Consider the following 22,258-nt stretch of genomic DNA (forward strand, 5'->3'; position numbering starts at 1 on the left):
GCCTTCCGCCCCACCGCTCACTGCGACGTGAGCCTGCGGCCGCAGTGCGGCCACGGACTGGCCCCCCGCTGCACGTAGAGCTTCTTCGCCCGGAACGTCTGTTCCGCGCCCGATGCGTCCTGCGGGCGGCCGCTCCCGCCGAGGCCCTGCCAGGTGCGGACGTCGAACTGGTACAGCCCGCCGTAGGTTCCCGAGGCGTCGGTGGCGGAGGGGCGTCCGCCGGACTCGCACTGGGCGAGGGCCGCCCAGTTGAGGCCGTCGGCGCCGGCGACGGAGCTCGGCAGCGCCCTGGTGCCGACCTTGACGAGCTGGGTGACGGGTTCGCGGACGACCTCGTCGGCGATGGGACGCGGCTTCTGCCGGACCCCGTTGACGGTGCGCAGGCTGTACGTGACCCTGCGCGCCCCGGGACGGCCGACGCGCTCGACGACCTCGGTGCCGGCGAAGAGCCCCGGGTCCTTGACCCTCTCGGTCTCGTACGGGATGCGCTCCTCGCGGACCTCGCGGGTGCCGGTGATGCGGAGCACGGTGACGGTCTGGCCGTCGCGCGGGAAGTCGGTGGGCGCCGCGGAGGTGGTGTCCTGGCCCCGGAGGGTGATGCCGGCCTGGTCGAGGGCCTCCTGGACGGTGGCGGCGTTGGTGCGGATGGTGCGTTCGCGGCCGTCGGCCATGAAGGTGACGCTGCGTTCGGTGCGGACGCTGAGGGCCAGCCCGGCGCGCGGGACGGGTGCGGTACGGGGGCTGGAGAGGTAGGCGCCCTCGGCGCGGATGCCGAACTGGCGCAGCGCGCCCTCGACGGTGCGGGCCGTGGTCCACACCTGGCGGTGCTGCCCGTCGAGGGTCAGGCGCAGGGGGCGGCCGTAGCGGACGACGACCTCCTCGCCGTCGCCGAGGGCTTCGCCGGGGGCGGGGGCGACGAGGTCGTGGGGGCCGACGCCGAGACCCTCGGAGGCGAGCAGCTCGCCGATGTCGTCGGCGAAGGTGTGGAGGGTGCGCGGAACGCCGTCCACGGTGAGCCGTACGGACTTGTCGGCGGCCACGAAGGACGTGGTGCCGCCGGCGAGGAAGGCGACGACGAGGGCCTGCGGCACGATCCGCCGCCAGTTCGTGCCGGGGACCTGGGCGGGGGCGCGCCGGCGGCCGGTCCCGGCGCCCGGGGTGACGGGGAGGGCGGGCGCGAGGGGTGCGGGGGGTGCGGGGGGTGCGGGGGGTGCGGGGGCCGGGATGACGGCTGTGGCGACCGGGCTCGCGGCCCGGCGGCGGCCCGGGCCGGGGGCCACGGGCGCCGCGGCCAGGGTGTCGGCCTCGGACAGCTCGGCCAGCTCGGCGAGCTCGCCCGGTGACATGCCGCCCCGGCGGCGGCGACCGCCGCGCGGGGCCGGGACCGCGGGGTCCGGGTCCCACGCGGCGGGCGGCCCGGGCTCGCCCGTACCGGCCGGCCAGGCCAAGGGCTGGGCCTCGTACGCCTCGGGGAGGGGACCGCCACGGCGGTGACTGCCCTGCGTATCGCTCACGACGCTCGCTCCACTGGTGATCCGGCACCCTCTGGTGCGGGCACGGCACCCTAGCGGAGGAGTCGTCACGCTCCAAAGCGGTACGACTACCCAGCGTGTCGGAGCGGCGGGGAATCAGTAGCCGAAGGCGCGGGCCGTGTTGGCCGCCAGCGCGGTGGCCATCGCGTCCTCGTCGATGCCGCGGACCGCGGCCATCGCCCGGACCGTCAGCGGAATGAGGTACGGCGCGTTGGGCCGTCCGCGGTACGGCGCCGGGGTCAGGTAGGGCGCGTCGGTCTCGACGAGCACCAGCTCCAGCGGGGCCACGGCCAGTGCCTCGCGCAGCGGGGCCGCGTTCTTGAAGGTGACGGTCCCGGCGAAGGACAGGTAGTACCCGGCGGCCGCGCACTCGCGGGCCATGTCGGCGTCCCCGGAGTAGCAGTGGAAGACGGTCCGGTCCGGGGCGCCCTCCTCGCGCAGGACGCGCAGCACGTCCGCGTGGGCCTCCCGGTCGTGAATGACGAGCGCCTTGCCCTGCCGCTTGGCGATCTCGATGTGCGCGCGGAAGGAACGCTCCTGCGCGGCCATCCCCTCCGGTCCGGTGCGGAAGTAGTCCAGCCCGGTCTCGCCGACCGCCTTCACGTGGTCGAGCGCGGCCAGCGCCTCGATCTCCGCCAGTGCCTCGTCCAGCGCGCTCTCGCCGCCGCCGGCCCGGGCACCCTGCCGCGACCAGCCGTCGGGATCGCCGTGCACGATCCGCGGGGCCTCGTTCGGGTGCAGGGCCACAGCCGCGTGAACGTTCTCGTACGCGGCCGCGGTCTCGGCGGCCCACCGGGAGCCCTTCACGTCGCAGCCGACCTGGACGACGGTGGTCACGCCCACCGAGGCGGCCTTGGCGAGGCCCTCCTCGACGGTGCCCGCCTGCATGTCCAGGTGGGTGTGCGAGTCCGCCACCGCCACCCGGAGGGGCTCGGGCAGCGGGGGCGGTGCGTCCTTCGGCTGCGTCTTCTCCACGCGAGTGCTCATACGGCCGATCTTATGACCGGCGGAAGAGCCCCCTCAGACGGGCGAGCGGGCCGCGGCGCTCCCCGGCCGGGTCGACGGCCACGGGCCCGGGGGCGTCGTGGCGCCGGGCCGGCTTGTGCGGCTTCGGCTGCCGGGGGAGGTTCACACCGGCCGGCACCGGGCCGGCGATCCCCGGGGCGATCTGGTGGTGGTAGAGGTGGTCGATCATGCCCAGCACCGAGGAGACCTGCCCGGCCCGCATGATCCGTACGACGTGTCCGCCGCAGTTCAGGCAGGTCGGGTTGGACAGGGGGGAGGGCACCCGCTCGCCGTTGACCGTGTACATGATGAACGGCTCGCCCTTGGCGTCGACGTGGTGCTCGATCGCGTACGCCTGCTCCCAGCCGTACCCGCACTTCATGCACGCGAAGGAGTAGGCCTCGTGGACGGTGTGCACGTCGGAGGCGGTCACCGCGACGGGGACTGCGGCGGGGACGGGTACCGGGGTGTCTGCGATCTCACTCATGCCAGCTCCTCTTGTTCCACTGGTGCCATTGCCAGTGGACGCCTCTTCAGGCGGGAGCGCATCAGGCCCTGTCTACTGTTGGACGGTCCTTGGGCGACTCATTCCGAAACTGCCCGGTGCGCGGTCTGAGCTTTGCCTTTCAGGTTAGCTCTTTACCTGTCTACGGCACCTTTTGTGCCGCGTTCTTTGCCGCGACGACCGCGTCGAACACGCCGCGCTTGGGTACGCCGGCTTCGGCCGCGACCGCCGCGATGGCCTCCTTGCGCCGCTCCCCGGCCTCCTCGCGCACCCGTACCCGGCGCACCAGCTCCTCGTCGTCCACATCGCCGGGTGCGGCCGCCGGTGCTCCCTCGACCACGACGGTGATCTCCCCGCGCACCCCTTCGGCGGCCCAGGCCGCGAGCTCGCCGAGCCCGCCGCGCTTGACCTCCTCGTAGGTCTTGGTCAGCTCACGGCACACCGCGGCCCGCCGGTCGGCCCCGAAGACCTCGGCCATCGCGGCCAGGGTGTCGTCGAGGCGGTGCGGGGCCTCGAAGTAGACGAGCGTGCGCCGCTCCCCCTCGACCTCGCGCAGCCGGCCGAGGCGCTCCCCCGCCTTGCGCGGCAGGAAGCCCTCGAAGCAGAACCGGTCCACCGGCAGCCCGGACATGGCGAGCGCGGTGAGCACCGCGGACGGCCCGGGCACGGCGGTGACCTTGATGTCCCTCTCCACGGCGGCGGCGACCAGCCGGTAGCCGGGGTCGGAGACCGAGGGCATGCCCGCGTCCGTCACCAGCAGGACGCGCGCCCCGCCGGCCAGGGCCTCGACCAGCTCCGGGGTACGCGCGGACTCGTTGCCCTCGAAGTACGACAGGACACGCCCGGTGGTGTGCACGCCGAGCCCCTGGGTCAGCCGGCGCAGCCGCCGGGTGTCCTCGGCGGCGATCACATCGGCCCGCTCCAGCTCGGCCGCGAGGCGCGGCGGGGCGTCCGCGAGATCGCCGATGGGGGTACCGGCGAGCACGAGCGTGCCCATCGGGCCTTCGGCCGCGACGGCAGTGGAGGGGGGCTGGGTACCGCGGGGCTGGTCAGTCGTCACCCGCCCATCCTCTCAGCCCCGGGCCCCGACGCCCCCCGCCACTGGTGGCGCCCACAGATCTCTTCCCTACGATGTGCCGGTGACCAGTACCGCGACGCCGCCGCCCAGCCCCGCGGGGGCCCCGCCCGCCTCATGGGCGGAACGCGAAGATGAGCCGCCCACCTGGCTGCGCCGGCTGCGCGGCTTCGGCTACGTGCCGCCGGCCGCCGCGTCCGCGCGCGCGGACGTCCGCACCCGCCTGGTGCCCCCGTACGCCAAGCCGTCCAAGCAGCTGTGGATGACCTTCGGGTTGCCGCCCGAGGTGTGGGGGACCTGGCAGCGGGTCGTCTCGTGGGTGGGGCCGCTGCTGGTGGCGGTGGTCGCCGGGGTGCTGCGGTTCGTGCACCTGGGCAGCCCGAAGGCGGTGATATTCGACGAGACGTACTACGCCAAGGACGCCTGGGCCACGATCCGGCAGGGCTACGAGGCGAGCTGGCCCAAGGACATCGACAAGTCGATCCTCGCCAACCCGGCCGGGGTCGCCCTCCCGGCGGATCCGGGCTACGTCGTGCACCCGCCCGTCGGCAAATGGGTGATCGGGCTGGGCGAGTGGATGTTCGGGTTCACGCCCTTCGGCTGGCGGTTCATGACCGCCGTGCTCGGCACCCTGTCGGTGCTGATGCTGTGCCGGATCGGGCGCCGCCTCTTCCGCTCCACCTTCCTCGGCTGCCTGGCGGGCGCGCTGCTCGCGGTGGACGGCCTGCACCTGGTGATGAGCCGCACGGCGCTGCTGGACCTGGTGCTGATGTTCTTCGTGCTCGCCGCCTTCGGGGCCCTGCTCATCGACCGTGACCGGGCCCGGGCCCGGCTCGCGGACGCGCTGCCGGTGGACGAGGAGGGCCGGACCCGGCCCGACGCGAAGATCGCCGAGAGCCTGCGGCTGGGCTGGCGGCCGTACCGGATCCTGGCCGGCGTCTGCCTGGGTCTGGCCGCGGGCACGAAGTGGAACGGCTTCGTCGTCCTCGCCTTCTTCGGCCTCCTCACCGTCCTGTGGGACGCCGCCGCGCGCCGCACCGCGGGTGCGGGTGCCCCGTACTCCTCGATGCTGCGCCGCGACGCGCTGCCCGCCTTCGTGTCCACCGTGCCGGTCGCGATCGTCACGTACCTGGCCTCGTGGTCGGGCTGGATCTTCAGCCCGGACAACGGCAAGGGCGGCTACCTGCGCGACTGGGCGGCCAAGTACGACCAGGGCAGCTCGCTGGGGTTCCTGCCGGAGTGGCTGCGCAGCCTGTGGCACTACGAGACCGAGGTGTACAGCTTCCACGTCGGCCTGACCTCGGGGCACACCTACGAGTCCAACCCGTGGAGCTGGCTGGTCCTGGGCCGGCCGGTCTCCTACTTCTACGAGTCCCCCGAACCGGGCACCGACGGCTGCCCGGCGACCGAGGCGGGCAAGTGCGCCCGCGAGGTCCTGGCCCTCGGGACCCCGCTGCTGTGGTGGGCGGGCTGCTTCGCGCTGCTGTACGTGCTGTGGCGGTGGTTCTTCCGCCGTGACTGGCGGGCGGGCGCGATCGCGTGCGCCCTGGCGGCGGGTCTGCTGCCCTGGTTCAACTACCAGGAGCGGACGATCTTCTACTTCTACGCGGTCGTCTTCGTCCCGTACCTGTGCCTGGCGGTGGCGATGATGATCGGCGCCCTGCTGGGCCCGGCCGGGTCGAGCGAGCGACGGCGGGCGCTGGGCGCGATCGGTGCGGGGGTGCTGGTCCTGCTGATCGCGTGGAACTTCATCTACTTCTGGCCCGTCTACACGGGCCAGACCCTGCCCATGGACTCCTGGCGGGGCCGCATGTGGCTGGACACCTGGGTCTAGCAGCCAAAACGACGGGCCCGGCACCTGATGGCGCCGGGCCCGTCGTGGTTGTTGCTGGTGGTCGCCGGCCGTCCTGGGCCGCCCCTCGACGGCCCACAGACGGCCCCGCTCCGGCGTATGCAGCGTTGTCGACCGAAGCAAGCAGGTGGGGACCGGCCGAGAGGACCTGGACGAATCCCACCGGCAGTCGGGCCGTCGGGTTTGACGGCTACTGGCGGTCAGCCCGCCGCTTGACCGCGGGCGGCAGGGCCGGTCCGCGGTTGAAGTGCTGTACCGCCATCAAGAAGGGGGCGACGAAGAGGGACGCTTCGGTGGGGGTCTGCCCCCCGAAGAGCACGAGTGTGACGCCGGCGCTCAGCACGCTGACGAACATCGTGGCCCACACGAGCAGGGCTACGCGCCCCTCCATGCTTTCGGACATACTGAACTTGCTCCTGTCTGCAAGGGCTGTGAGCAGGGGCCACCCGCATCGTTACCAGGCGCCGCGGGTGGCCTGCTCGCTACTTCGACACCAATTTGCGGTGTCCGCGGTTCACGCCGCGTCCGTGGCTACGTAGCCGTCCCCTTCCGGCCATACGACGGTGACCTGTACGTGAGCGCACAGGGCGAGTAGGTCTGGCTCTGGGCGTGAGGGCACCAACAGAGCAAGCTTGGGTTGCGGCAGGAAGCGCGCGTAGTCGAGGAGCTGCCCGATAGCCATGCGTACGGCAACGCGCGCTACGGAGCCCTTGGCCTCGTAAAGGCAGTTCGTCGTAGCGTCGTACAGATCGGTGAACAGCCACTTCGCGACCTCGCTCGGAGCGATCCGCTGACGCGTGATCTCGTGCCCCTGCAGTCGGAGATGCTCGGCAAATTCACGAACGAGCTTGGCCTCGACCCTCTCGGCCTCGTGCGGTTCGCGCGCAGGATCAACGAGCGTGCGCTCGGTGTACTGGGCTTCCACGTCGATCGCCTCGATCATCGGGGCTGACGAAGGAGTGTGCGGAAGCTGCGACCTCGGGGGCGGCTCCGTGGCAATCGGCGCGAACCGGAACATGATCACGCTACGGACGGGGCCGCCATTCGTTTCGGGAGCCTCCGTGAGGTACCACGGCCGATCCGTGGCCAGCGTGAACTCGCCCACGTAGCGGCAGTGCCCGGACGAGACACCCTGGAACAGGCGAAGGGCTCTCCCTTCACGCTCGTGGGTCAAGATCGCCAGGTTGCCCTGCGTCATCTTCTGGTCGCCGCGCTGGCCCTCGCCGGCGTAGTGATAGCAGCCATCCTCACCCCAGCCGTCGAAGTACCCGTGCTTGCGTCCCTCCCCGGGGTTGCTGAACGCGAACACGTTCGGGGTCACGCGCGACGGCCCGATTCCGCCCTGCCGCCTGCCTCCGTACTTCGCGTGGAGATCCGCCCGCTTGACGACCTCGCCCACGGCGATGTCCCAGTCCCCTTCGATCGGTGCCCCCACTCTCTCCAGCTCCACGCGTTTAGGTCGAATCTGATGCCAAAAAGTATACCCTAGCGGGGCCGCGCCTCGATGCGCTTCCCCTCAACGGCCGAGGGCGGCAGGCGAGTTCCCGCTTGGGGCAGCATCCTCCGACTGCCCCAGCCCGCTGTGGGCGCGATGGGGCAAGTCCGGGACAACGTCGCCACGACGGCGGGGAAACCTGAAACGATCCAGGAACGGAGTCGACGTAATCGCGAGAGGAGCCGGACGGAGTGGACAGTCCATCCGTGTCGGAAGTGCCTGCAGGTGAGGCGCAAATGGAGCTACGGCAGGCCCTCCGCTGGCTCTCCCGGCGTTGCGGCGAACCCTCACTCCGCGAGATCGCCGAGCAGAGCCATCTGTCGCTCACGACCGTGCAGCGAGTCATGAGCGCTCCGCACGTACACAGGCGGCAGCGCCTACAGGAGGTCGTTTCGGCGCTGGCGGCCTTCGACGCTGCCGTGCGGATCGAGGAGGAGATCCCCTTCTTCAACCGCTTGTGGGCACTAGCGCGCGCTGAGGCCACAGGCGAGGACTGCGGCCCCGAGCCCCTCTACGCACAGCAGACCACGGTGAGGACGGGCCCGGCTCCTGAACCGCGGCAGAGCCATCCGACGCTGATGCCGGGCCAAGTCTCCATAGATCTGGGCGAAGGTCGCCTATTCGTCTGGATGAAGAGTCAGAGCTGACCTCAGGAACGCCGCGCGGGGACGGCACTTCGGCACCCCCGCCGGCGTCGCTGGCCCCGCGAACGCACACTTCGCCGCAGGAGCCCGGATCCTTCCCACCCACGCTGCGGTTGGACGCCCTACGACGCTGGGACGGTCCACTCGGTGGACGTCAGGGCGCTCGCTGGGCGATAGACGATCTTTGTGGGTCGCTGATTCTTTGGAACAGGAAACGGGATCTTCCCGCGGAGGCAGTCACCGGCTTTGACCACGGTGGGGAGCGTCGGATATTCGGGCTTGGGCAAGTCCCCTCCGTTCAATCCGGTTGTCTGCGTCCGAGTCCCGTCGGCAAAGGCCAGCGACCACGGTTGCTGATCACTGTTGATATCGGGCCCCTGCTTGTTGCAGACCTTGACCTCGACGGCGGCCCACACGCCATCATCGACGCCAAGACCGTCCCCGGGTGCCGTGACGCCCTTGACGGGTTGCTCGTAGGTTAGGACGACCGTTGTGCCGCTCACTGGGTCCTGCGTGCCTCCTCCCCACGTGGCTTCCTCGCCGATTCGCAGTGGGGCGGCTGGCGTGGGTTTCGCCGGGGCTGGTGTCTCAGCCTTGGGCGTCGGGGTTGTGCGGCTGGCTCGGCCAGCCGAGTCTGCGGGTTCTGAGCAGGCAGTGAGGCCAATGATCAAGCACGCCCCGACAGTGATGGTACGGATTCGCATGGTTCCCCTCAGCCACTCTCGCATTGAGGGCGATCATCTCGCTTCGCTGCCTCGAAGTCTCAGAGATGGAGGTACTTGGGGATTGAGATGTCCTCGTGGCCGTCTTTGTGATTCACCTCCGCGCAGGTCCCGCGGTGCCGGATGATGGCGACCCGACGTTGAAGGGGGCAGCCATGATTGAAGTGTCAGGCTCCGGCGGACAGCTCGTGTTCGACGGCCAGTACATCACCATCACCCGAAAGGGATTCCTCGCGCGTGCCACGCACGGCAGGGGTGAGAAGCGACTGCATGTCTCCCAGGTCAGCGCGGTGCAGTGGAAGCCTGCCGGCGCTCTGGTGAACGGCTTCATCCAGTTCTCCATCGGCGGAGCCGATCGGCAGGCTCTGAAAGGTGCCCGCACGATCGACGCTAGCAAGGATGAGAACAGCGTCGTCTTCACGAAGCAGCAGCAGCCGGAGTTCGAGCGCCTTCGGGCGGCGCTCGACCAAGCGATCGCTGCCCAACATGCACCCCAGGGCGGGGCGCCGAGTACGCCTGTGTCAGTCGCAGACGAGCTTCTTAAATTGCGGAGCCTGGTCGAGCAGGGACTACTCACTCAGGGAGAGTTCGACCAGCAGAAGGTCCGCCTTCTCAGCCAGTAGCACGACAGAGGTCCCCAGAATTTCTCTTGGGGACCTCTGTCCTTCTGTGCACTAGTGGCCCGTTGTGCGCCGCTCCAAATCGTTCAGACGGCTGAGCGCTTCTTCCACCAGCCTCAGTCCATTGCTGGCAGAGTCAACCTGCTTCTGGGACTGCTGTGCATCCGCCGCTGCCTCAGTCCGATCATGAGGTGAAGGTTCTTGCCCAACCCACGTCAAGCGGGCTCTGTTGGGGGGCGCCGAAGCGAACGCTTCGTCCCCAGCGTCGGCGACTCCGAGCATGGCCGCCTTCAGCCTGCTGTCCCCCCGTCGCTCGGCAAGGTCGCGGACCGTTCGGAAGGTCTCACGGCGATCTTCCTTCGTCCACCAGTAGACGCGTTGGCCCCCGGCAGACGTGATGTCTTCAAACAGCCTTCGGGCAGCGACGAGGGCTTCTCTGGCAGCGTCGTCGTCGGGGCCTAGGGCGAGATGGCTGCGGCGTATCCACCACGAGCGGATCAGCGTGAAGACTGTCGCAATGAACGCCAGCCATCCGGGCAGGAACTTAGGCCAGTCGGCCCACCAAGTGCCGGAACTTGAGGTCATGGGGAAGGTTGGCGCACTACCTCCTCATGTTCAACGGGTTCGTCGAAGTTTGGCGGGTGGGTGCGATCACCTGCGCGCTGGCCTGCCGCCCTGGGCCAACTGTCTTGGCCGGAGGACCTTCTACTTCCATTCGATCCCGTTCGGGGTGCAGAGGGCGTCAACAATCTCCTGCATTCCAAGAATCACCACGTCCGCACCCACGTCAGCAAGTGACGCTCGCTTCGGCACCTTGTTCGCATACCCGATGCTCTTCGCACCTGCTGCATGCGCCGCTTCGATGTCCGTCACGGAGTCGCCCACGAGGACGGTCCGGCCAGGCGCTACCCCTAGGGCTGAAGCTGCACTGAGGAGTGGATGTGGGGATGGCTTCATCAGATCGGGTCGCAGCGCGGGACGTCCGATGATCTCGCTGACGACCCCCGAGAGCCCGTGCTGGGTCAGGTACTCGCGGACGCACTCAGCGGAGTTGTTGCTCACGATCGCGATATGTCGGCCGGTATAGCGGGCCGCGTGGAGGGCGTCGACGGCACCCGGTGTGGGGTCGCCGGCCGCCCTTACGGCCCGGATTTCCGCTGCTGTGAGGGCGGCCTCGACTGCCGCAAGGACAGTGCTGCCGCCCTCTTGTGAGAGACGATGGATCTCCATCGGATCATCAGTGGTCCGCGCGAGCGTCTCCAGGGCTGGCGCCAGCACGGCGAGCAGATCAGCGAGTTCCTCGGCGACGTCGGGTGCGTTTAGGCCACGGAATACGTCACACACGGGCCCATCGAAGTCGAAGAGCACGGCCTTCGACGCACCGAGTACGACGGCGAGTGCGTCAGCCTGCGTCGGCATTTGCGTCCCTTCCGATCGTCTCCCACACACTGTCGAACCACATGCGCGCTTGCTCTACCTGCTGCGCTCCGCTGGATGAGTCGCCATCGTTGAGCGAGTAGTGGAAGAGGATCGTGTCTTTGCCGACGAGGTCATAGATCTCAATGGCCTCGCCCTGAGCCACCACCTTGTTCGGGCGGATCGGGTAGTAGCCGAAGAAGGCATCCTCGTTGTTGATCACGTACAGCTTGAAGAACTGCGTTCCGCTGTGGACGCGCACGTCGACGGCGCTCTCCTGGACGAGTCCGAGGTGGCTGAGCTCGCTTATGGCGTCGGAGATGCTCCGCGTGTAGCCGACCATGATGTCGTGCATGCGGGCGCGAAGCCGCGGATCGTCGCCACAGTCCTCCCGGCGCACGGGAGCTGCCTGCGGTACGGCCATGTCGGGGACCAGGATGCGGATTCGGATGCGCGAAGGCGTCAGTCGGCCCACGCGAATCTTGTCGAGCGGCTCCTGCAGCGCGCCGTGCAAGGTCTCGCTGGAGAATCCTGCGAAGTCGATCGTGACGTCGTGGCTGGCGAAGGCCTGCTCGACGTAAGGCCGTAGCCCGGCCGGCCGTCTAGGGGGGCCAATCCCTTGCACTCGAAAGGGAAGGCTTCATCGGGGTCGAGGTCGAACTGACATAGACATCGACACGCGCCTGATGCCCAGCAGTGCGACTCCGGAGGCCGATGGACTGGCCTCTTCAAGGCCTCTCCAAACCATGATCACGGCCCCGAGACGGCCCAGCAGTGGCTCGGCGGCCCCAACGGCGGGGAAATCCGCTGGTCGAGGCCGTGTCGGCCAAGAGGAAGGGAACTTCATCTACTTCTGGCCCGTCTACACGGGCCAGACCCTGCCCATGGACTCCTGGCGGGGCCGGATGTGGCTGGACACCTGGGTTTAGGAGCGAAGACGGCGGCCCCGGCACCCGAGGGTGCCGGGGCCTTCGTCGTTCCCTACCGGAACGCCTCCCAGGCCGAGGCCGCGACGTCCTTCGTGGCGCCGGCCGCGACGAGGCTGGCATTGCAGCTGGTCTGGTTGCCGATCTGCCCCTGGTAACACGCCTCCGCGACGCCGCCCGTCACCTTCGCGTCGTACTGCGCGACGTACTGCTCGCAGGCCTTCACGGCGCCCCGAGTGCGAGGGCCAGTCCTGCCAGGATGCCGGGGATACGAGCCGACGGACGCGTGCGGATGCACCTGCTCTCTCGGTCGGTCACGCGATCCGCGGATGCGCCGGACCACGGGCGGGGGCGGCGGCGTGGAGCGGGCACTTTGGGGGCGGCCGGCTCGGCGCAGCGGTCACCCCCGCCCTTCCGACGCTAGAACACGGCGCCGGTGCACGCACGTTCGGGCGGGGCCGGGCCCCGCCCGCCGCCGTCAGCGCTCCGGCGTGGGCTCGTCGTTCCACGCGGGGGCCGTGGTCGTACCGGAGGTCCAGTCCCGGCGCAGGATCGCGTACCCGACCGCGTCGTGGACCGCACCGCCGGCCGAGGGCCAGCCGTCCCGGTAGTGCGCCTCCTTGACGTACCCGCACCGCAGGAAGGTGCGGCGCATCGCCACGTTGTCCTGGCGGGTGGTGCCCTCGACCCGCCGGATCCCCGGGAACTCGGTGAAGAGGTACTCCGTCAGCCAGGTCAGTGCCCGCCCGCCGATGCCCTGCCCCCGGTACGGGGACCGGATCCGCAGGTCGAAGACGGGGGTGCTGTCGCCCAGGTCCATCAGGCGGATCAGGCCGAGGGTGTCGCCGCCGGCGGCGATCCAGAAGGACCTGTTCTCCTCGTTGCCGTAGCGGCCGTCCGCGGCCCACTGCCGGGCCCGGTCCGGGTCGACCACGGCCAAGCCGTGGAACGGCCAGGTGTCCCCGGCGAGGAAGGCGACCAGGTCATCGGCATCGGAGGCGGCGTAACGCCGGTAGGTGAGGTCCACGGCCGCACTCTAGGGACGGTCGCGGCCGGCCCCAAGCCCCCTTCCCCGGAGGTTCCGGTCCGGTAACAACGGCGTACCGGACGGCTGCACCGCGTAAAGTCCGCACCAAGGGTTCTTTGAACATGTTCAGAGAACTGGGGTTCATGGGGGAGGACAAGAAGGTGAACGGGGCAGCGAAGGGTGCCATCGTCGGCGGGGTGTTCCTGGCGATGCTCGGCGGCGCCGGATACGGGGCGTACACCCTGATCGCGGACGACGGCGGGGACGGGAAGAACGGCAGGGACGGCGAGACCACCGCCCAGGCCGAGAAGGGCAGCGGGCCGGTCAGCGAGAAGGACGCCGCCAAGACCGCCAAGGCCTTCCTGGCCGCGTGGGCGGCCGGGGACGAGCGGGTGGCCGCCGACCTGACGAACAACGCCGCGGCCGCGCAGTCCGCGGTCGGGGATTTCAGGACCAAGGCCTACGTGTCCAAGGCCGTGATCACCCCCGGTACGCCGAACGGCACCACCGTGCCCTTCAAGGTCGAGGCGGAGATCACCTACGAGGGCACCACCAAGCCGCTGGCCTACGACTCCCAGCTGACCGTCGTACGCGGGGTGACCAGCGGAAAGCCGCTGGTCGACTGGCAGCCATCGGTGATCCACCCGCAGCTCCAGAAGGACGAGAGGCTTCGCGCGGGCACCCCGGCGAGCCCGCCGGTCAAGGCGGTCGACCGCAACGGCAAGGAGCTGACGGCCGAGCTGTACCCCTCGCTGCGGCCCGTGCTGGACGCCCTGCGCAAGACGTACGGGGAGAAAGCGGGCGGCACGTCCGGCGCCGAGGTGTGGATCGAGCCGGCCGCCCAGGACGCGCCGAAGCGGAACCTGCTGACGCTGGTGGAGGGAAAGCCCGGGCAGATCCAGACCGTGCTCGACGCCGACCTGCAGGCCGCGGCGGAGAAGGCGGTACAGAAGTTCCCCGAGGCCTCCGTGGTCGCGGTGAAGCCGAGCACCGGCGACATCCTGGCCGTGGCGGACCACCGCAAGGACGGCTACGGCGCCTCCCTGCTCGGCATGCGGGCGCCCGGCTCCACGTGGAAGATCGTCACCGCGGCGATGCTGATCGACCGGGGCATGGTCTCGGCCGACAAGGTCGCCGAGTGCCCGCCGACCGTGATGTGGTCCGGGCGCACCTTCCACAACCTGAAGGACTTCAAGCTGGACAACGCCACCTTCGCGACCAGCTTCGCCCAGTCCTGCAACACCGCCTTCATCAAGCAGATCAAGCCGGTGAACGACGACTCGGCGCTCCCGAAGGAGGCCCGCGAGGTCTTCGGCATCGGCAAGGTGTGGAAGGCCGGCGTCCCCGTCTTCGACGGCAGCGTGCCGGAGGCCACGGGCGCAGCGGCGGCGGCCGCGTACATCGGGCAGGGCCAGATCCAGATGAGCCCGCTGAACATCGCCTCGGTCACGGCGACCGCCCGCACCGGGGTGTTCCGCCAGCCGGTGATCGTCAAGGCCTCGTTCGACGGGCGGGAGCTCGCCAAGGCCGACCGGACGATGAAGCCGGGGGTGTCGGCGCAGCTGGTCAAGATGATGCGGCTGACGGCGACCAGCGGCACGGGCGCCAAGGCGATGGCCTCGGTCGGCGGCGACAAGGGCGCGAAGACCGGCTCCGCGGAGGTCGACGGCGCGAGCGCCCCCGACAGCTGGTTCACCGGCTTCAGCGGGGACGTGGCCGCGGCGGCCATGGTCGAGGGCGGGGGCCACGGCAACGAGGCGGCGGGCCCGATCGTCGCCGACGTGCTGAAGGCCTCCTGACCCGACCGGCGTCCCCCGGCCCGGGCTCGCCGCCGCTCAGGCGGCGGCGAGCGCGGTGCGCAGGGCCCGGACCAGGGCCTGCGCCCGGGGGTCGGCGGTGACCGACTTGGCCAGGGCGTTGGTGACGTAGCCGAAGCCGATGCCCCCCTCCGGGTCGGCGAAGGCCAGGGATCCGCCGCGGCCGGGGTGCCCGAAGGAGGCCGGCGAGAGCAGCGGGGAGGCCGGACCGTGCAGCATGTAGCCGGGGCCGAAGCGGGTGTTCACGACCAGCACCCGGTCGGGCCCGGCGGAGTGCTCCCGGGCGGCGAGCGCGGTGGTGGCCGGGGTGAAGATCCGCGCGCCGTCCTCGACCACGCCGATCGTGGCCCCGTAGAAGCGGGCCAGGGCGCGGGCGGTGCCGATGCCGTTCGATGCGGGGAGCTCGGCGGCCCGGTAGGCAGGGTCGTTCTCGTCGGGCACCGGGTCGATGGCGGCGAAGGCGCGGCGGGTGAGGGAGTCCGGGTCGGCGTAGGCCTGCGAAACGTTTCGCCGCGGCCGGGTCCGCAGCATGCCCGCGCTCTCGGGCGGCTCGACCGGGGCCACCCGCCCCACCCGGTGGGCCTCGGACTCCGGCAGGCCGATCCAGAACTCCAGCCCCAGCGGCTCGGCGATCTCCTCCGCCAGCAGGGAGCCCAGCGTGCGGCCGGTCGCCCGGAGCACCAGCTCGGACAGCAGCCAGCTGTAGGTCTGCGCGTGGTAGCCGTGCTCGGCGCCCGGCTCCCAGAAGGGCTGCTGCGCGGCGAGCGCGCGCGCTCCGGACACCCCGTCCGCGGCTTCGGCGGCGCTCAGCCCCCGGTCCAGCGCCGGCAGGCCCGCGCGGTGCGCGAGGACGTCGCGGACGACGATCCGCTCCTTGCCGCCCTCCTTGAACTCCGGCCAGTACGAGCCCACGGGCGCGTCCAGGTCCAGCAGTCCGCGCTGGTGCAGCAGCAGGGGGACGGCGGCGGCCACACCCTTGGTCGCGGAGCGGACGAGCTGGGCGGTGTCCGCGGTCCAGGGCTCGGCGCCGGCGCCGTCGGAGTCACCGTCGGCGTCCCGGGTGCCGCCCCACAGGTCGACCACCTTGCGGCCGTCGCGGTACACGGCCACGGCCGCGCCCCGGTCCCCGAGCACCTCGAAATTGCGCAGGAACGCGTCCCTGACGGGCTCGAAGCCCTCCGCCACCGTCCCGTGGACGTCCACGTCTACTCCCAGCACCTGCCACGGCGCCCCGACGGCGCCCACATCACCGTCCAACGCCTGCCGGACGTCCCTGCTTCCCGACTCCCCCGCAGCGGCCCGGATCAGTGCGAGGGGCGTGTCAGAAGGGGCGTGCGGGGATCGAAGCCGAAGGGGAGCTCCAGCCGGTGGGCCCGCATCAGCTCGTCGTCGCACAGGAGCTCCTGCGTGCGGCCGTCCGCCGCAATGACCCCCTCGCTGAGGATCACCGAGCGCGGGCACAGCTCCAGCGCGTACGGCATGTCGTGCGTCACCATCAGCACGGTCACGTCGAGCGAGCGCAGGATGTCCGCGAGCTCGCGCCGCGAGGCCGGGTCCAGGTTGGACGAGGGCTCGTCCAGGACCAGGATCTCGGGCCGCATGGCCAGGACGGTCGCCACCGCGACGCGGCGGCGCTGCCCGAAGGACAGGTGGTGCGGCGGCCGGTCGGCGAAGTCCGCCATGCCGACCTGGTCCAGGGCCGCCCGGACCCGCTCCTCCAGCTCCGCGCCCCGCATTCCGGCCGCGGCCGGGCCGAAGGCCACGTCCTCCCGCACGGTCGGCATGAACAGCTGGTCGTCGGGGTCCTGGAAGACGATCCCGACCCGGCGGCGGATCTCGGCGAGGTTCCGCTTCTCCACCGGCAGCCCGGCCACGGTCACCGAGCCGACCCCGCCGGCGAGGATGCCGTTGAGGTGCAGCACCAGCGTGGTCTTGCCCGCGCCGTTGGGGCCGAGCAGGGCGACCCGCTCGCCCTGAGCGACGGTCAGGTCCACCCCGAAGAGGGCCTGGTGACCGTCCGGATAGGCGTAGGCGAGGCCGGACACCGCCAGGGAGGGGGCCGGGGGCGTCGGGGGGACGGAGGCGGAAGGAGGAGTCACAGCGTCCATCCCATCAGACAGACGGCGAGCGCCGTCACCGGGAGTACGGCCGCGTACGCCCACTGGCTGCGCGTGGCCGCGACCTCGTCGATCACCGGCATCGAGCCGGCGTAACCACGGCTGACCATCGCGAGGTAGACCCGCTCGCCGCGTTCGTAGGAGCGGATGAACAGCGCGCCGGCGGTCTTGGCCAGCACCCCCCAGTGCCGGATCCCGCTCGCCTCGAAACCGCGCGAGCGGCGGGCGATGGACATCCGGCGCAGCTCGTCGCTGATCACATCGCCGTAGCGGATCATGAAGGAGGCGATCTGGACGAGCAGCGGCGGCAGCTTCAGCCGCTGCAGCCCCAGCAGCAGGGCCCGCAGCTCGGTCGTCGAGGCGAGCAGGACGGACGCGGCCACCCCGAGCGTTCCCTTGGCGAGGACGTTCCAGGCGCCCCAGAGGCCCGAGACGCTCAGCGACATGCCGAGCACGTGGACGCGCTCACCCTCGGCCACGAAGGGCATCAGGACGGCGAAGGCGACGAAGGGGACCTCGATCAGCAGCCGCCGCAGCAGGAAGCCGGCCGGGATCCGGGCCACGGCCGCCACCCCCGCGACGAGGACGGCGTACAGGCCGAAGGCCCACACCGCCTCGCGCGGTGTGGACACGACGACCACGACGAAGGCCAGGGTCGCGGCGAGCTTGCAGTGCGGGGGCAGGCTGTGGACCGGCGAGTGGCCGTGGCGGTAGAGCTTGTGGGCGTGGCCGGCCCCCATGTCAGCCTGCCGAGACGGAGGTGGAGGTGGCGGTGAGGTCTTCCGTACGGCGGCGGCGCACGGCCCAGAAGATCCCGGTGCCGGCGACGACGGTCACGCCGACGCCGATGACCCCGGCGAGGCCGCCGGACAGGCGGGCGTCGTCGACGTCCTTGACGCTGTAGTCGGCGAGCGGGGAGTCCGCGGCTGCGTGCTCCTCGGCCTTCTCGTCGATCCCCTTGTCCGCGGCGACCTTCTCCAGACCGTCGGGGTTGGCGGAGGCGTAGAAGGAGACGAACCCGGCGAGCACGAGGGCGGTGACCAGGCCGGTCGCCCACACCTTCCTGGTCGAACCGGCGCCGGCGCCGGTGGCCGCGGGCGCGGCGGCCGCGGCCGGTGCGTCGACGAGCGCGCCGTCGACGCGCAGCTTCAGCGGGGCGGTCAGCCCGCGGGCGCCGTGCACGAGGTCGGGACGTACGGCGATGACGGCGCCCACGGTCGCCGCGGTGATGGCGGCCTCGCCGATGCCGATGAGCACGTGCACGCCGACCATGGCGGTGATCACCTTGCCGATGGGCACGTCGGTGGTGCCACCGATGGCGTAGACGGCGGTGAAGGCGGCGGCCGCCGCGGGCACCGAGAGCAGGGCTCCGGTGAAGGCGGCCACGGTCACGGAGCGGCGGGTGGGCGGCAGGATCCCGAGCAGTCCGCGGAAGATCCCGTAGGCGACGACGACGGTGACGACGCCCATGACGGTGACGTTCACGCCGAGGGCGGTCAGCCCGCCGTCGGCGAAGAGGATGCCCTGCATCAGCAGGACGACGGACACGCACAGCACGCCCGTGTAGGGGCCGACGAGTATCGCGGCGAGCGCTCCGCCCAGGAGATGGCCGCTGGTCCCCGCGGCGACCGGGAAGTTCAGCATCTGGACGGCGAAGATGAAGGCGGCGACGAGACCGGCGAGCGGGGCGGTCCGCTCGTCGAGTTCGCGGCGGGCGCCGCGGAGGCTGACGGCCACCGCGGCGGCGGCCACCACTCCGGCGGCCACCGACACGGGTGCGTTGATGAATCCGTCGGGCACATGCATGGAATGGCTCCGCTTCTTACTCAGTCTTTAGCTGTTCAACCATAGTGCCCAGTTGCAAATCGTTGGCAAGAGCGGACGCGTCACAAATAGAACCGCGCGCTTTCGTGGGAATGTGCGAGGCTGGACAGGACAAACGGACGCAAATGTTCCGATTTCGAGGAGTCTTGTCGATGTCTGCCACCGCCGAGAATCCGCCAGCGACCGCCACGGCCACCGCGGCCGCCTCCGCCACCGGCGTCGAGGAGCGGGTCCGTGCCCGCGTCATCACGGACGACCCCCTCTACCGGACGATCCCGGTCGCGCTGCGCTTCGCCGTCGCCGAGCCGCTGGCCGTACGGATCGTCTTCCCGGCGGGTCTGTCCCCCGAGGGCACCGACAACGAGTGGGTCTTCCCCCGCGCGCTCCTGGAGGCGGGCCTCCAGGCCCCGACCGGAACCGGGGACGTACGCGTCTGGCCCTGCGGCCGCGTCCAGGCGGTCGTCGAGTTCCACTCCCCCGAGGGCGTCGCCGTCGTGCAGTTCGACATCGCCGCGCTGCGCCGGTTCCTGCGGCGCACGTACGCGCCCGCCGCCGTCACCCCCGCCCGCGCAGCGGCCGCCGCCACCCGTTAGGCGCAACCGGGCCCGGCCCCGTACCGCCTGGTGATCAGGCGGTACGGGGCCGGGCCGTGTTGCCGGCCGTACGGGACGGCCGGCAGCGGGGGATCAGGCGTTGACCAGCTCGCGGTCCTTGTCCGGGCCCTCCGGGGAGCCCGAGGACTCCAGATGCTTGCGCAGGCTCTCGCCTTCCACGTCCACGTTCGGCAGCAGCCGGTCCAGCCACTTCGGCAGCCACCAGGCCTTGTGTCCGAGCAGTGCGAGCACCGCCGGGACGATGGCCATGCGGACCACGAAGGCGTCGAAGAAGACGGCGACGGCCAGACCGAAGCCGATCATCTTGACCATCTGCTCGCTGGCCCCGATGAAGCCCGCGAACACCGCGATCATGATGACGGCGGCGGCCACGACGACCCGCGCGCTGTACTGGAAGCCGGTCACCACGGCCTGGCCCGGGCGCTCGCCGTGGACGTACGCCTCGCGCATGCGGGTGACGAGGAAGACCTCGTAGTCCATGGCCAGACCGAAGACGACACCCACCATGAAGATCGGCATCATCGACATGATCGGACCGGTCTGCTCCACTCCGAAGACCGAGCCGAGCCAGCCCCACTGGAAGACCGCGACGACGGCGCCGAGGGCGGCGACGACCGAGAGCAGGAAGCCGAGGGCCGCCTTGAGCGGGACCAGGATCGAGCGGAAGACGAGCATCAGCAGCAGGAAGGCCAGGCCGACGACGAGCGCCAGGTAGGGCAGCAGCGCGTCGTTCATCTTCTGCGAGAAGTCGATGTTCATCGCCGTGGCGCCGGTGACGAAGACGTCGTCCCCGCTGCCGTCGCGGATCTCGTGGACCAGGTCCTCGGTCTGGGTGGAGGACGGACGGTCCTTCGGGATGACGGTGATCACCGCGGCGTCGCCGGCCTCGTTGAGGGTCGGCGGCGTGACCGCAACAACGCCGTCCAGGCCCTTGATCCGGTCGACGGTGGAGTCGGCGAGCGACTTGTTGCCGTCCACGACCACCATCAGCGGGCCGTTGAAGCCCGGGCCGAAGCCGTCGGACAGCAGGTCGTACGCCTGGCGCTGGGTCGTGGAGACCGGCTGGGCGCCGTCGTCCGGCAGGCCCATCTCCAGCTTGCTCGCCGGGATGGCGATGACGCCGAGGCCGATCACACCGGCCAGCAGCACCATGACCGGACGGCGCAGGACGAAGCGGGCCCAGCGGGTGCCGCCGTTGGCCTTCTTCTCCGCGCCCGCCGGCTTGCCCTTGCCGAACAGCCGGCTCTTCTCGCCCGCGGGCAGGACCTTCTTGCCCGCGAAGCCGAGGATGGCCGGGACCAGGGTCAGCGCGACGAGCACGGCGATGACCACGGTGCCCGCGGCCGCGAAGCCCATCTTGGTCAGCATCGGGATGTTGACGACGGCCAGACCCACCAGGGCGATGACCACGGTCAGACCGGCGAAGACGACGGCGGAGCCGGCGGTACCGGCGGCCCGGCCCGCCGCCTCGTCGCGCTCGCGGCCCTCGGCGAGCTCCGCGCGGTAGCGGGAGACGATGAAGAGGGCGTAGTCGATGCCGACCGCGAGGCCGATCATCGTCGCGAGGGTGGCGGTGGTGTTGCCGAGGTCCAGCACGTTGGCGAGCGCCGTGATGGAGGAGACGCCGATGCCCACGCCGATCAGCGCGGTCAGCAGCGGCAGACCGGCCGCGATCAGCGAGCCGAAGGTGATGACCAGGACGATCGCGGCGACCGCGATGCCGATGATCTCGCCGGAGCCGGTCTCGGGGGCCGCCATCAGCGCGTCCCCGCCGATCTGGACGTTCAGGCCGGCGGCCTTGGCACCCTCACCGGAGTCCTTGAGCGCGTCGCGGGTGGCGTCCTTCAACTCCATGCCGCTGACCTTGTACTTGGCGCTGATGTAGGCGGTGGAGCCGTCCTGGCTCACGGCCTGGGCCTCGTACGGGTTGGCGACGGAGGAGATCTCCGCCGCGCCCGGTCCGCTCTTCAGCCCGGCGACGATCTTCTCGACCTCGGCCTTGGGGCCGGCGTCGGTGACCTTGGCGCCCTCGGGGGCCTTGATGACGATACGGGCGGTGGCGCCGTCGGCGGCCATGCCCGGGAAGCGCTTGTCCAGCAGGTCGAAGGCCTTCTGGGCCTCCGTACCGGGTATCGAGAACGAGCCGGAGGTGGGTGTTGCCGCCGAGGCGGCGCCGAAGCCGGCGGCGAACAGCAGCGCCACCCATATGAGGGCGACGAGGCCGCGGCGCCGGAAGGCGCCCCTGCCGAGTCGGTAGAGGAAGGTAGCCACGTCGGTGGTTCTCCCGTTCAGGTCGTGGGATGGATCCGGAGGATCAGGGCATGGAGAGCCGGCCCGACGACGAGAGCGGCGTGTCAGGAGCAGCAGCAGGCGGTGCAGGGGACGGGGAGGGTCGGGGATCAGACGCCGAGGGCGGGGAAGACCACGGCGTCGATGAAGTCACCGAGGAAGGCCCGGTCCACCGGACGGTCCTCGATCAGCGGGAGCGCGATGAACGCCCCGATGAGCATGTGCGGGACGAAGTCGAGCGCGGGACAGTCCGGGCGGATCTCGCCCCGGTCCACCGCGCGCCGCAGCATCGCCTGGAGGCCGTTGATCTCCGGGTCGACCAGCAGGTCGCGCAGGGCCTTGTGCAGCTCCGGGCTCTCGTGGACGGCATGGGCCAGACCCCGCATCAGCGCGGTGTCCTTGGCCATCTGCGCGTCGTCGGAATGCTCGACCATGCGCGCGAAGTCCCCGCGCAGGCTGCCCGTGTCGATCTCGCGCAGCGAGACGGGCTGCGTGCACCGCAGGGCTTTGGCGACCAGTTCCGGCTTGCTCCCCCACTGGCGGTAGAGGGTGGCCTTGCTGGACTTCGTACGGGCGGCGACCGCGTCCATGGTCAGCGCCTCGTAGCCGACGTCACGCAGGAGGTCGAGGACCGCCTCGTGCAGTTCGGCCTGCCGCTCGGGGGTGATCCGGGTACGCCGAGCCGCCATCGCCTCGGTCATGTCCGTGCCTCCCGTCGAAGCGAAACTGTTCCGTACGCTTAAGACGATACCCCCACCTCAAACGAAACGAAACCGTT

At 70.8% G+C, this 22,258-nt stretch carries 22 protein-coding genes; 5 read left to right on the forward strand and 17 right to left on the reverse strand.

What is annotated here, in order from left to right; genetic code table 11:
• Positions 1–17: 17 nt before the first annotated feature.
• From ACGFZK_RS24010 to rsmI, 4 genes are all read right to left on the reverse strand, one after another.
• Positions 18–1,346, reverse strand: a complete 1,329-nt coding sequence (locus tag ACGFZK_RS24010) for a ubiquitin-like domain-containing protein (RefSeq protein WP_393850949.1) — start codon at positions 1,344–1,346, stop codon at positions 18–20.
• Between the two features lie 282 nt (positions 1,347–1,628).
• Positions 1,629–2,519: a TatD family hydrolase gene (locus ACGFZK_RS24015; protein WP_393850905.1), complete on the reverse strand. Its 891-nt coding sequence runs from the start codon at positions 2,517–2,519 to the stop codon at positions 1,629–1,631.
• A 10-nt stretch (positions 2,520–2,529) separates the two neighbouring features.
• Positions 2,530–3,024, reverse strand: coding sequence for a hypothetical protein (locus ACGFZK_RS24020; protein ID WP_393850906.1), 495 nt, complete (start codon positions 3,022–3,024; stop codon positions 2,530–2,532).
• A 160-nt stretch (positions 3,025–3,184) separates the two neighbouring features.
• Positions 3,185–4,039 carry a 16S rRNA (cytidine(1402)-2'-O)-methyltransferase gene (gene rsmI / locus ACGFZK_RS24025; RefSeq protein ID WP_393850950.1) on the reverse strand — a complete coding sequence of 285 codons (855 nt, stop codon included), beginning with the start codon at positions 4,037–4,039 and terminating at the stop codon, positions 3,185–3,187.
• A 142-nt stretch (positions 4,040–4,181) separates the two neighbouring features.
• On the opposite strand from rsmI, the gene ACGFZK_RS24030 reads away from it, so the two are divergent.
• Positions 4,182–5,951 (forward strand): dolichyl-phosphate-mannose--protein mannosyltransferase, encoded by a 1,770-nt coding sequence (locus tag ACGFZK_RS24030; protein WP_393850907.1) that lies wholly within the window; start codon positions 4,182–4,184, stop codon positions 5,949–5,951.
• A 208-nt stretch (positions 5,952–6,159) separates the two neighbouring features.
• On the opposite strand, the gene ACGFZK_RS24035 is transcribed toward ACGFZK_RS24030, so the two are convergent.
• Both ACGFZK_RS24035 and ACGFZK_RS24040 read right to left on the reverse strand, forming a co-directional pair.
• Positions 6,160–6,372 (reverse strand): hypothetical protein, encoded by a 213-nt coding sequence (locus tag ACGFZK_RS24035; RefSeq protein ID WP_190029990.1) that lies wholly within the window; start codon positions 6,370–6,372, stop codon positions 6,160–6,162.
• Between the two features lie 111 nt (positions 6,373–6,483).
• A complete protein-coding gene (locus ACGFZK_RS24040; protein WP_393850908.1) occupies positions 6,484–7,404 on the reverse strand; it encodes a restriction endonuclease in 921 nt (306 codons plus the stop codon).
• A 266-nt stretch (positions 7,405–7,670) separates the two neighbouring features.
• On the opposite strand from ACGFZK_RS24040, the gene ACGFZK_RS24045 reads away from it, so the two are divergent.
• The gene (locus tag ACGFZK_RS24045; RefSeq protein ID WP_393850909.1) at positions 7,671–8,111 is read left to right on the forward strand and encodes a hypothetical protein; all 441 of its coding nucleotides are present in this window, start codon (positions 7,671–7,673) and stop codon (positions 8,109–8,111) included.
• A 119-nt stretch (positions 8,112–8,230) separates the two neighbouring features.
• Here ACGFZK_RS24045 and ACGFZK_RS24050 read toward each other — a convergent pair whose 3' ends face one another.
• The gene (locus ACGFZK_RS24050) at positions 8,231–8,611 is read right to left on the reverse strand and encodes a DUF4352 domain-containing protein (protein WP_393850910.1); all 381 of its coding nucleotides are present in this window, start codon (positions 8,609–8,611) and stop codon (positions 8,231–8,233) included.
• 296 nt (positions 8,612–8,907) lie between these two features.
• Between ACGFZK_RS24050 and ACGFZK_RS24055 the strand changes: the two genes are divergently transcribed.
• Positions 8,908–9,453, forward strand: a complete 546-nt coding sequence (locus ACGFZK_RS24055) for a DUF4429 domain-containing protein (RefSeq protein ID WP_393850911.1) — start codon at positions 8,908–8,910, stop codon at positions 9,451–9,453.
• 702 nt (positions 9,454–10,155) lie between these two features.
• On the opposite strand, the gene ACGFZK_RS24060 is transcribed toward ACGFZK_RS24055, so the two are convergent.
• From ACGFZK_RS24060 to ACGFZK_RS24075, 4 genes are all read right to left on the reverse strand, one after another.
• A complete protein-coding gene (locus ACGFZK_RS24060) occupies positions 10,156–10,869 on the reverse strand; it encodes an HAD family hydrolase (protein WP_393850912.1) in 714 nt (237 codons plus the stop codon).
• Positions 10,853–11,380 (reverse strand): hypothetical protein, encoded by a 528-nt coding sequence (locus tag ACGFZK_RS24065; protein WP_393850913.1) that lies wholly within the window; start codon positions 11,378–11,380, stop codon positions 10,853–10,855. The genes ACGFZK_RS24060 and ACGFZK_RS24065 overlap by 17 nt, the downstream gene beginning before the upstream one ends.
• 467 nt (positions 11,381–11,847) lie before the next feature.
• Complete coding sequence (locus ACGFZK_RS24070) at positions 11,848–12,018, reverse strand: hypothetical protein (protein WP_393850914.1); 171 nt, start codon at positions 12,016–12,018, stop codon at positions 11,848–11,850.
• A gap of 252 nt (positions 12,019–12,270) precedes the next feature.
• On the reverse strand, positions 12,271–12,819 hold the full coding sequence (locus ACGFZK_RS24075; RefSeq protein ID WP_393850915.1) for a GNAT family N-acetyltransferase: 549 nt from the start codon (positions 12,817–12,819) through the stop codon (positions 12,271–12,273).
• 122 nt (positions 12,820–12,941) lie between these two features.
• Here ACGFZK_RS24075 and ACGFZK_RS24080 point away from each other — a divergent pair, with 122 nt between their 5' ends.
• On the forward strand, positions 12,942–14,618 hold the full coding sequence (locus tag ACGFZK_RS24080) for a penicillin-binding transpeptidase domain-containing protein (protein ID WP_393850916.1): 1,677 nt from the start codon (positions 12,942–12,944) through the stop codon (positions 14,616–14,618).
• A gap of 36 nt (positions 14,619–14,654) precedes the next feature.
• On the opposite strand, the gene ACGFZK_RS24085 is transcribed toward ACGFZK_RS24080, so the two are convergent.
• The 4 genes from ACGFZK_RS24085 to ACGFZK_RS24100 all read right to left on the reverse strand — a co-directional run bounded on the left by ACGFZK_RS24085 (position 14,655) and on the right by ACGFZK_RS24100 (position 18,559).
• Positions 14,655–15,839, reverse strand: a complete 1,185-nt coding sequence (locus ACGFZK_RS24085) for a serine hydrolase domain-containing protein (protein WP_393850917.1) — start codon at positions 15,837–15,839, stop codon at positions 14,655–14,657.
• 101 nt (positions 15,840–15,940) lie between these two features.
• Positions 15,941–16,744 carry an energy-coupling factor ABC transporter ATP-binding protein gene (locus ACGFZK_RS24090; protein ID WP_393850918.1) on the reverse strand — a complete coding sequence of 268 codons (804 nt, stop codon included), beginning with the start codon at positions 16,742–16,744 and terminating at the stop codon, positions 15,941–15,943.
• Positions 16,732–17,493 carry a cobalt ECF transporter T component CbiQ gene (gene cbiQ, locus ACGFZK_RS24095; protein ID WP_393850919.1) on the reverse strand — a complete coding sequence of 254 codons (762 nt, stop codon included), beginning with the start codon at positions 17,491–17,493 and terminating at the stop codon, positions 16,732–16,734. The genes ACGFZK_RS24090 and cbiQ overlap by 13 nt, the downstream gene beginning before the upstream one ends.
• 1 nt (position 17,494) lies before the next feature.
• The gene (locus ACGFZK_RS24100) at positions 17,495–18,559 is read right to left on the reverse strand and encodes an energy-coupling factor ABC transporter permease (RefSeq protein ID WP_393850920.1); all 1,065 of its coding nucleotides are present in this window, start codon (positions 18,557–18,559) and stop codon (positions 17,495–17,497) included.
• Positions 18,560–18,729: 170 nt separating this feature from the next.
• Here ACGFZK_RS24100 and ACGFZK_RS24105 point away from each other — a divergent pair, with 170 nt between their 5' ends.
• Positions 18,730–19,170: an SsgA family sporulation/cell division regulator gene (locus ACGFZK_RS24105; RefSeq protein WP_393850921.1), complete on the forward strand. Its 441-nt coding sequence runs from the start codon at positions 18,730–18,732 to the stop codon at positions 19,168–19,170.
• A 93-nt stretch (positions 19,171–19,263) separates the two neighbouring features.
• Here ACGFZK_RS24105 and ACGFZK_RS24110 read toward each other — a convergent pair whose 3' ends face one another.
• Together ACGFZK_RS24110 and ACGFZK_RS24115 are read right to left on the reverse strand one after the other, a co-directional pair.
• The gene (locus ACGFZK_RS24110) at positions 19,264–21,462 is read right to left on the reverse strand and encodes an MMPL family transporter (protein WP_393850922.1); all 2,199 of its coding nucleotides are present in this window, start codon (positions 21,460–21,462) and stop codon (positions 19,264–19,266) included.
• Positions 21,463–21,590: 128 nt separating this feature from the next.
• Positions 21,591–22,181, reverse strand: a complete 591-nt coding sequence (locus tag ACGFZK_RS24115) for a TetR/AcrR family transcriptional regulator (RefSeq protein WP_393850923.1) — start codon at positions 22,179–22,181, stop codon at positions 21,591–21,593.
• Positions 22,182–22,258 lie beyond the last annotated feature (77 nt).

This window comes from Streptomyces sp. NPDC048257 (genome assembly GCF_043201855.1).
In the GTDB taxonomy this organism is placed as follows: Bacteria; Actinomycetota; Actinomycetes; order Streptomycetales; family Streptomycetaceae; genus Streptomyces.

Coding starts and splice junctions, on each gene's coding strand:
- ACGFZK_RS24010 (WP_393850949.1), bottom strand. CDS start 1,346: ATGTCACCGGGCGAGCTCGCCGAGCTGGCCGAGCTGTCCGAGGCCGAC.
- ACGFZK_RS24015 (WP_393850905.1), bottom strand. CDS start 2,519: ATGAGCACTCGCGTGGAGAAGACGCAGCCGAAGGACGCACCGCCCCCG.
- ACGFZK_RS24020 (WP_393850906.1), bottom strand. CDS start 3,024: ATGAGTGAGATCGCAGACACCCCGGTACCCGTCCCCGCCGCAGTCCCC.
- rsmI (WP_393850950.1), bottom strand. CDS start 4,039: ATGGGCACGCTCGTGCTCGCCGGTACCCCCATCGGCGATCTCGCGGAC.
- ACGFZK_RS24035 (WP_190029990.1), bottom strand. CDS start 6,372: ATGTCCGAAAGCATGGAGGGGCGCGTAGCCCTGCTCGTGTGGGCCACG.
- ACGFZK_RS24060 (WP_393850912.1), bottom strand. CDS start 10,869: ATGCCGACGCAGGCTGACGCACTCGCCGTCGTACTCGGTGCGTCGAAG.
- ACGFZK_RS24080 (WP_393850916.1), top strand. CDS start 12,942: ATGTTCAGAGAACTGGGGTTCATGGGGGAGGACAAGAAGGTGAACGGG.
- ACGFZK_RS24090 (WP_393850918.1), bottom strand. CDS start 16,744: ATGGACGCTGTGACTCCTCCTTCCGCCTCCGTCCCCCCGACGCCCCCG.
- cbiQ (WP_393850919.1), bottom strand. CDS start 17,493: ATGGGGGCCGGCCACGCCCACAAGCTCTACCGCCACGGCCACTCGCCG.
- ACGFZK_RS24100 (WP_393850920.1), bottom strand. CDS start 18,559: ATGCATGTGCCCGACGGATTCATCAACGCACCCGTGTCGGTGGCCGCC.
- ACGFZK_RS24105 (WP_393850921.1), top strand. CDS start 18,730: ATGTCTGCCACCGCCGAGAATCCGCCAGCGACCGCCACGGCCACCGCG.
- ACGFZK_RS24115 (WP_393850923.1), bottom strand. CDS start 22,181: ATGACCGAGGCGATGGCGGCTCGGCGTACCCGGATCACCCCCGAGCGG.